The sequence below is a fragment of the Streptomyces sp. NPDC059398 genome (assembly GCF_042751845.1).
Lineage (GTDB): Bacteria > Actinomycetota > Actinomycetes > Streptomycetales > Streptomycetaceae > Streptomyces.
This window is the reverse complement of sequence record NZ_JBHYWP010000045.1, coordinates 50,263-58,756: the sequence shown is the minus strand read 5'-3', so window position 1 is coordinate 58,756 and position 8,494 is coordinate 50,263. Positions and strand designations below refer to the sequence as shown.

The following is an 8,494-nucleotide window of genomic DNA, read 5'->3' as shown; positions in this document are numbered from 1 at the left end:
GGTCCTCTCTGCGGAGAGAGGACAGGCCCTCGGCCTCTGGGTTGGTGCCGCGCGCTCCGTGTGTCAGGGCGCCACAGGTACGTAGGGCGCCAGCTCGGCAGCCAGTTCCTCGTGCACCAGTGCCTTGAGCAGGGTGCCCTCCGGGGTGTGCTCCTCGGAGATCACTTCGCCGTCGGAGTGCGCGCGGGCCACGAGCTGTCCGTGCGTGTACGGCACGAGCACCTCCAGCGCCACCTGCGGCCTGGGCAGCTGTTCATCGATCAGCGCGAGCAGTTCGACGATGCCCTGACCCGAGCGGGCCGACACTGCGATGGCATGGCGCTCGATACGCAGCAGCCGCTGCAGAACCAGCGGGTCCGCCGCGTCCGCCTTGTTGACCACGACGATCTCCGGGACGTCAACGGCTCCGACCTCCCGGATCACCTCGCGTACGGCTGCGAGCTGCTCCTCCGGAGCGGGGTGCGATCCGTCCACGACATGCAGGATCAGATCGGACTCGCCAACCTCCTCCATGGTGGAGCGGAATGCCTCGACCAGGTGGTGCGGCAGATGCCGGACGAAGCCGACGGTGTCCGCGAGGGTGTAGAGCCGTCCGCTCGGTGTCTCGGCCTTGCGCACGGTCGGGTCGAGGGTGGCGAACAGGGCGTTCTCCACCAGCACCCCCGCGCCCGTCAGCCTGTTCAGCAGCGAGGACTTGCCCGCGTTGGTGTAGCCGGCGATGGCGACCGACGGCACCTTGTGGCGCTTGCGCTCCTGGCGCTTGATGTCGCGCCCGGTCTTCATCTCCGCGATCTCCCGGCGCATCTTCGCCATCTTCTCGCGGATCCGGCGCCGGTCCGTCTCGATCTTGGTCTCACCGGGACCACGGGTGGCCATACCGCCCCCGCCCCCCGCACCGGCGCCGCCCATCTGCCGGGAGAGCGACTGGCCCCAGCCGCGCAGCCTCGGCAGCATGTACTGCATCTGCGCGAGCGCGACCTGTGCCTTGCCCTCCCGGGACTTGGCGTGCTGGGCGAAGATGTCGAGGATCAGCGCCGTACGGTCCACGACCTTGACCTTGACGACGTCTTCCAGGTGGATCAGCTGGCCCGGGCTGAGTTCACCGTCGCAGACCACGGTGTCGGCGCCTGTCTCCAGTACGACGTCCCGCAGCTCCTGCGCCTTGCCCGAGCCGATATAGGTGGCCGGGTCCGGCTTGTCGCGGCGCTGCACCACACCGTCGAGCACCAGCGCGCCCGCCGTCTCGGCGAGAGCCGCCAGCTCCGCGAGGGAGTTCTCCGCGTCCTGTGCGGTGCCCGAGGTCCAGACACCGACCAGCACCACCCGCTCCAGGCGCAGCTGCCGGTACTCGACCTCGGTGACGTCTTCGAGCTCGGTGGAGAGGCCTGCCACTCGCCGGAGCGCCGCACGCTCCGAGCGGTCGTACTGATCGCCGTCCCGCTCACCGTCGACCGAGTGGCTCCAGGCGACGTCCTCTTCCATCAGGGCATCGGCCCGAAGGCTCTCGTGGAAGCTCTGGGCTTCGTGCTCGTGCGCTTCATGCTCGTGCGCGTCCTGGGAAGTGGAAGAAGAGGAGGTCATTGGATCCTTACGTCGAGGCGGTAGAGAGTTCCGTTCGTCAGGCACAACGCGTAGCGGCCGCCGATGATTCCCTGAGGCCCACCGGCTCCGGCAGCGCCGTCGACGCGTCGATAGTGACACGGTGCGCTCACCGCCGTCACCCGGGTTTCAATTCTTGTGCGCCTTCGCCGGCCGGGCGCTCCGCCAGTCGGGGTGGCCGGGCATCGGCGGGGTCTTCTTTCCGTACAGCCAGCCCCGGAAGAACCCCGAGAGGTCCCTCCCGGCGACCCGTGAGGCCAGCGCGGTGAAGTCGGCGCTGGTGGCCGACGCGTCGCGGTAGCGGCTGACCCAGCCGCGCTCCACCGCCGAGAAGGCGGCGGCCCCGATCTCCTGGCGCAGTGCGTAGAGCACGAGCGCGCTGCCGTCGTAGACGACCGGCCGGAAGATGCTGATCTTCTGCCCGCTGACGGGGGGCCTGGGGGCGGCCGGGGCTCCGTCGCTCGCCCGCCAGCCGTCGGAGCTGCGGTAGGCGTCACGCATCCGGGTCTCCAGGGGTTTCCCGCCGTGTTCGGCCGCGTAGAGCGCCTCGTACCAGGTGGCGTGGCCCTCGTTCAGCCAGAGATCGGACCAGCGGTGCGGTGAGACGCTGTCGCCGAACCACTGGTGGGCGAGTTCATGGACCATGACCGAGTCGATGTACCACTCGGGGAAGGAACCCCCGGTGAAGAGCCGCCGTTCGAAGAGGGACAGGGTCTGGGTCTCCAGCTCGAAGCCGGTGTCCGTGTCGGCGATCAGGACACCGTACGTCTCGAACGGGAAGGGTCCGGCCTTCGACTCCATCCAGGCCAGCTGGGCGGGTGTCTTCCGCAGCCAGGGCTCCAGCTTCTTCCGGTCGGCCGCCGGTACGACGTCGCGGACCGGCAGCCCGTGCGGCCCGGTGCGGTGGATCACGGCCGAGTCGCCGATGGATACCTGCGCCAGTTCGGTGGCCATCGGGTGGCGGGTCCGGTAGGTCCAGGTGGTGCGGCCGGCGCGGGTCGTCCGGGGGCCGGGCGAGCCGTTGGCCACGACGGTCAGCTTCCGGGGTGCGGTGATCCGGAAGGTGAAGAGGGCCTTGTCGGACGGGTGGTCGTTGCAGGGGAAGACCCGGTGGGCGGCGTCCGCCTGGTTGGCCATGGCCAGCCCGTCGGGGGTCCTGATCCAGCCGCCGTCCGCCGCGCCCCGCGGGTCGCTGGTGTGGCGCACGGTGATCCGCAGCGGGCTTCCGGCGCGGACCGCCCGCCGCGGGGTCACCACCAGGTCCTCGTCGGCCGGGGCGAACCGGGCGGGCTCGCCGTTCACCTCCACCGAGTGCACGGTGCCGCGGGCGAAGTCGAGATTGATGCGGCGCAGTGACGCCGTGGTGCGGGCGTCGATCCTGGTCACGGCCTCCAGCGGCTTGGTGTTGCTTCCGGGGTAGCTGAGGCCGATGTCGTACGAGAGGACGTCGTACCCGGGGTTGCCCAGGTGCGGGAAGAGCGGATCACCGATGCCGAGGGGGCCGGGTGCGGGCAGGGTGGCGGCGATGGCGGCCGCCGATGCGGTAGCGAGCAGAACAGCTCGCAGGCGCCGGGAGATGAACAGCATGGACTACGGCTACCAGCCCCTGCCGTGCGCGCCCCGGCAGAGCGTCCCGGGCCACCCGAACGTGTGCTCAGCCGGTCCTGCGGTCAGGCTGTCGTGTCGGGCGGTCGTGCGGCCGGCCGGCCCTGCGGTCAGGCCGTGGCCGGGTGCTGGGCGCGGCTCACGTCGTAGACGCCCGGCACGTCCCGCATGGTGCGCATCAGCGCGGGCAGCCCGGCGGCGTCGGGGAGTTGCAGCGTGTAGGTGTGGCGTACGCGCTGCTCGGACGGCGGTTCGACGGTGGCCGAGACGACCGCGACACCGGCGGCGGCGATGGCCTCGGTGAGGTCGGCGAAGAGCTGCGGCCGCCCGAACGCCTCGGCGACCAGGGTGACCCTGCAGTCCCCCGCGGCGCCCCAGTTCACCTCGACGGGTGGCCGCCCGAGCGACAGCATCCGGCTCACCGACGGGCACCCTTCGCGGTGGACGGTGACGGCGCCGCCGCGCACCGTGAATCCGGTGACGGCGTCCGGCGGCACCGGTGTGCAGCAGCCGGCCAGCCGTACGGTCGCGTTCGGCACGCCCACGACGGCTCCGGCGGCGGCTCTGCGCATCGCACCGCCGGTCACCGATGCGCTCGGCCGGGGTGCCGCTGCCGGTACGGCCGCCCCTTCCGGATGGGCGTCGAGCCAGCCCGTGATCGCGATCCGCGCGCCCGGGGTGCGCACATGGCCGAGCCAGTCGGGCGAAGGCCCTGACGCGGTGTCCTCGGCGAGCAGCAGCTGGACGGTGTCGCCGTCGCTGAGCACCGTACTGAGTGTCGCCAGCCGCCCGTTGACCCGTGCGCCGATGCAGGAGTGCGCCTTCTCGCCGTGCTGCGCGTAGGCCGCGTCCACACAGCTGGCCCCCGCGGGCAGGCCGAGGGTGCCGCCGTCGGCGCGGAAGACAGTGATCTCCCGGTCCTGTGCGAGGTCGGCGCGGAGTGTGGACCAGAACGTGTCGGGGTCGGGCGCCGACTCCTGCCATTCGAGGAGCCTGGAGAGCCAGCCGGGACGGGTGGGGTCGACACGTCCGCGGTCCGTGGCACCGGCCGCCGCGCGGGCGATGGTGGCGGCGGAGTGCGGCCCGTCGAGCGGTACGTACGGGTTGCCGAGGGCGACGACCCCCGCCTCGGCGACCTTGTGCATCAGATGGGTACGGATGAGGACTTCGGCGACATCGCCGCCGGCGCCGGCGACGGCCGTGTGCAGCGACTGGTAGAGGTTGAACTTGGGTGAGGCGATGAAGTCCTTGAACTCGGAGATCACCGGTGTGAAGCAGGTGTGCAGCTCCCCCAGTACGCCGTAGCAGTCGGCGTCCTCGCCGACGAGCACCAGGAGCCGGCCGAAGTCGGTGGGACACAGCTCGCCGCGTTTCGTTCTGACGCGGTGGACCGAGACGAAGTGCCGGGGCCTGATGAGGACTTCAGCGGTGATCCCCGCATCCCTCAGGACCCTTCTGACGTCCTCGGCGATGGTGACGAGCGGGTCGGCTGCGGCGTCCTGGGCCGCGATGAGGGCACGGGTGATCTCGTACTCCGCCGGGTCGAGGATCGCGAAGACCAGATCCTCCAGCTCGGTCTTGAGCGCCTGCACACCGAGCCGTTCGGCCAGCGGGATCAGCACATCCCGGGTGACCCTGGCGATTCTCGCCTGTTTCTCGGGGCGCATCACACCGAGGGTGCGCATGTTGTGCAGCCGGTCGGCGAGTTTGATCGACATGACCCGGACGTCGTCACCGGTGGCCACGAGCATCTTGCGGAAGGTCTCGGGCTCGGCGGCGGCACCGTAGTCGACCTTCTCCAGTTTGGTCACGCCGTCGACCAGATAGCAGACCTCGTCGCCGAACCCCTCCCGTACCTGTTCGAGCGTCACCTCGGTGTCCTCGACCGTGTCGTGGAGGAGCGAGGCGGTCAACGTCGTGGTCTCGGCCCCCAGTTCGGCGAGGATCAGCGTCACCGCGAGCGGGTGCGTGATGTAGGGCTCGCCGCTCTTGCGGGTCTGACCGCGGTGGGACGTTTCAGCAAGGACGTACGCCCGCCGCAGGACGGCGAGATCGGCGTCGGGGAAGTGTGCGCGGTGGGCCTCGGCGACATGGCCGATGGCATCGGGCAGACCACTGCGCGAGGCGGGGCCGAACAGCGCGGCGCGGCCGAGTCTGCGCAGATCGATCCTGGCGCGACCGCGTCTGCGGACCGGGCTGTCCACCGGACGGGTCTCCGGGGACGCACCGTTGGGGCTGGCGGCCTCTGCACTCATGGCACCTCCGGCAGTGTCGACCGGCGGTGGACTGGCTGCGACGGGGCGGTCCGGGCCGGTGCTTGATGCTACCGAGCCCACCACGCGGTACCCGCCCCCTCCCGCCCAGCGTGAAACGGATCACCCATTCGAGCGAAGTCTAGGAGAGGGCCGTTTCCATGGCGGAGAGCGCCGTTTCGCGGAACGCGGCATCGATCGTGCCCTCGGCGACGATCACCGCGGGGCCCGTCATCTCGATCTCGCCGTCGGGCAGCTCGGTGATGACCAGACGCCCGCCGGGAAGGTCCACGGTGTACGTCACGGGCTCACCGGTGATGGCGGGGTCGATGCCGTCCCTGCGGGCCGCCGCGACGGCCACCGCGCAGGCGCCCGTACCGCAGGAGCGGGTCTCGCCCGAGCCGCGCTCGTGCACCCGCATGGCGACATGGCGTTCGCCCCGGTCCACGACGAACTCGACGTTGACACCGTCCGGGTAGACGGATGCCGGAGCGAACTCCGGTACGGAGAGCAGCGCTCCGGCGTCCGCGAGGTCGTCGACGAAGGCGACGGCGTGCGGATTGCCCATGTTCACGTTCAGCGCGGGCCAGGACCGGTCGCCGACCGTCACCCGCACCCCGTCCGGGGGCAGCACGGCCCGGCCCATGGAGACGGTGACGTCACCGTTCTTGGCCAGGTGGGCCCGCTTCACTCCGCCACGTGTCGCGATGGCCAGGTCACCGTCCTCCACCAGCCCGGCGCGCTGGAGGTGACGGGCGAAGACGCGGACGCCGTTCCCGCACATCTCGGCGGTGGAACCGTCGCCGTTGCGGTAGTCCATGAACCACTCCGCCGCACCCGCCATCCCCCGGGCCTCCGGGTGCGCGGCGGACCGCACGACATGCAGCAGACCGTCGCCGCCGATGCCCGCCCGGCGGTCGCAGATCGCGGCGACGGCGGAGGCGGGCAGGTCGATGGCGTTGTCCGGGTCGGGGACGATCACGAAGTCGTTCTCGGTCCCGTGGCCCTTGAGGAAGTCGATCTGCGAGGTGGTCACCCTGCCATCGTACGAGGTGGGCGGCGGTACGGGCGGACGGGTGCGGCTCAGCGCAGCCGCGCCACGCGCCCCACGGCGAGCGCCACGACCACGCAGAAGGCGAGGACGTAGAGGGCTGCCATCCGCCAGTCCGGGCGCGCCCCGGAACCTCTGGCGGGCAGACCGGGCCAGGTGTAGCCGACGCGGCGGGCGGCCATCATGCCCCAGCCCGCGGCGCAGCAGCTGATCAGCAGCCCGAGCATGGCGACCACGGGCCCGCCGTCACCGAACTCGAAGGCGAGCGGGAACGCGAACATCAGCGATCCGACGGCGGCCAGCACCACGATCGGGGCGAGCTGCCAGATACGCAGTCGACGCTGCGGCCGCAGTTCTACCTCGACTTCGGGGGCCACTTCGGGGGCGTCGAGCGCGTCGGGCCCGTCGGGGCTGAGCCGCGGGGCGTCGTCGTGGTGTTCCGGGCCGCTGCCGCGCTCCGCGCCGCGTTCGCTGTCGCGAGGGCCGGCCTCCATCGCCACACGCCCTCCCCACTCGGACTCCACTGTCGATCGCAGATCGATGATGGCACGCCCCCAGGGCGCGAACTGCCGGGCTGAGCGTCCCGATGCCATCACGTGATCAGGCTGTGACCGCCCGTTCGACCAGGGTCAGCGCCTGCCCGGTGAGTTCCGTCCGGTCCGCGGCCGCGCCGCTCAGCCAGTGCACCCGCGGATCACGGCGGAACCAGGAGTCCTGGCGGCGCGCGAAGCGTTTCGTGGCGCGAACGGTCTCGGCCCGTGCCTCGTCCTCGGTGCACTCCCCGGCGAGCGCTGCCAGCACCTGCAGATAGCCGAGGGCGCGCGACGCGGTGCGGCCCTCGCGCAGCCCGCGTGCCTCCAGGGCGCGGACCTCGTCCACCAGTCCGGCCTCCCACATCCGGTCGACGCGCAGGGCGATGCGCTCGTCCAGCTCCGGGCGGGCGACGTCGACGCCGATCTGCACGGTGTCGTACACCGGGTCGGGGCCCGGCAGATTGGCCGTGAAGGGCTTTCCGGTGATCTCGATGACCTCCAGGGCCCGGACGATCCGGCGGCCGTTGCTGGGCAGGATCGCCACGGCGGCTTCCGGGTCGGCTGCGGCCAGCCGCTCGTGGAGGGCTCCGGGCCCGTGCCGCTCCAGCTCTTCCTCAAGCCGCGCCCGTACGCCGGGGTCGGTGCCGGGGAATTCCAGCGCGTCGATGGCCCCGCGCACGTAGAGCCCGGAGCCCCCCACCAGGACCGGCGTACGGCCTGCGGCGAGCAGCCGGTCGATCTCCGCGCGGGCGAGCCGCTGGTACTCGGCGACGCTGGCCGCCTCGGTCACGCTCCAGATGTCGAGGAGGTGGTGCGGAACGCCGCCGCGCTCCTCGGGCGCCAGCTTGGCGGTCCCGATGTCCATGCCTTCGTAGAGCTGCATGGAGTCGGCGTTGACCACCTCGCCGCCGAGGTGGCGGGCGATAGCGACACCCAGATCGGACTTTCCGGCCGCGGTGGGGCCGACGACGGCGATGACCCGCGCTGCGGGAGCTGCACTACTCACCGTCCCAGTCTCGCAAACCCGGGGGCCTGTCCCCGAATGAGTTACGTGACGGCCGGGTGCCGGGATTCGTTTCTTTTCCGAGGTTCCGGCCCACGGCTTTCGACCGGTGGCCCCGGTCGGCGCAATCAGGCGCTCCGGGCGGCGAGGAATTTCGCTCACACGAGTACGTTGAGGAGTGCATATGGGTATTTTTGCCGTGTTTCGCCGGAAGACGAAGGATGCCGTCGAAGAACCGGCCGTCGGCGCCCCGGCCGAAGCCCCGGAGCAGGAGACGGGCGGTGAGCCTGCCGAAGGGTCCGCCGAGGGGCAGGCCCCGGGGTCTGCCGCCGTGGAGCCGGGGGGCGGGGTGGGGGCGGCCCCCCCCGCCCGCGCGGCCACGGCGCCGGGCGCCCCCCGCCGGGGGGAGCAGCCCCCGCGCGCTCGGCGCCCCGCGCGCCGCGCCCGCGAG

The 8,494-nt window shown here is 71.6% G+C and carries 6 protein-coding genes; all 6 read right to left on the bottom strand.

Translation table 11 applies throughout. The features are described from left to right. Positions 1–63 precede the first annotated feature (63 nt). The 6 genes from hflX to miaA all read right to left on the bottom strand — a co-directional run bounded on the left by hflX (position 64) and on the right by miaA (position 8,046). Positions 64–1,581 carry a GTPase HflX gene (gene hflX / locus ACFXBC_RS18165; RefSeq protein ID WP_385024709.1) on the bottom strand — a complete coding sequence of 506 codons (1,518 nt, stop codon included), beginning with the start codon at positions 1,579–1,581 and terminating at the stop codon, positions 64–66. Positions 1,582–1,728: 147 nt separating this feature from the next. Next, entirely contained in the window at positions 1,729–3,186 is a 1,458-nt protein-coding gene (locus ACFXBC_RS18160) for a M1 family metallopeptidase (RefSeq protein ID WP_385024707.1), read from the bottom strand. A gap of 128 nt (positions 3,187–3,314) precedes the next feature. After that, entirely contained in the window at positions 3,315–5,459 is a 2,145-nt protein-coding gene (locus ACFXBC_RS18155) for a RelA/SpoT family protein (protein ID WP_385024705.1), read from the bottom strand. A gap of 139 nt (positions 5,460–5,598) precedes the next feature. Beyond that, positions 5,599–6,492, bottom strand: coding sequence for a diaminopimelate epimerase (dapF, locus tag ACFXBC_RS18150; protein WP_385024703.1), 894 nt, complete (start codon positions 6,490–6,492; stop codon positions 5,599–5,601). 47 nt (positions 6,493–6,539) lie between these two features. Beyond that, positions 6,540–7,001, bottom strand: a complete 462-nt coding sequence (locus tag ACFXBC_RS18145) for a hypothetical protein (RefSeq protein WP_385024700.1) — start codon at positions 6,999–7,001, stop codon at positions 6,540–6,542. Positions 7,002–7,107: 106 nt separating this feature from the next. Next, positions 7,108–8,046: a tRNA (adenosine(37)-N6)-dimethylallyltransferase MiaA gene (gene miaA, locus ACFXBC_RS18140; RefSeq protein WP_385024698.1), complete on the bottom strand. Its 939-nt coding sequence runs from the start codon at positions 8,044–8,046 to the stop codon at positions 7,108–7,110. Positions 8,047–8,494: the final 448 nt, after the last annotated feature.

Coding starts and splice junctions, on each gene's coding strand:
- ACFXBC_RS18155 (WP_385024705.1), bottom strand. CDS start 5,459: ATGAGTGCAGAGGCCGCCAGCCCCAACGGTGCGTCCCCGGAGACCCGT.
- ACFXBC_RS18145 (WP_385024700.1), bottom strand. CDS start 7,001: ATGGAGGCCGGCCCTCGCGACAGCGAACGCGGCGCGGAGCGCGGCAGC.
- ACFXBC_RS18160 (WP_385024707.1), bottom strand. CDS start 3,186: ATGCTGTTCATCTCCCGGCGCCTGCGAGCTGTTCTGCTCGCTACCGCA.
- hflX (WP_385024709.1), bottom strand. CDS start 1,581: ATGACCTCCTCTTCTTCCACTTCCCAGGACGCGCACGAGCATGAAGCG.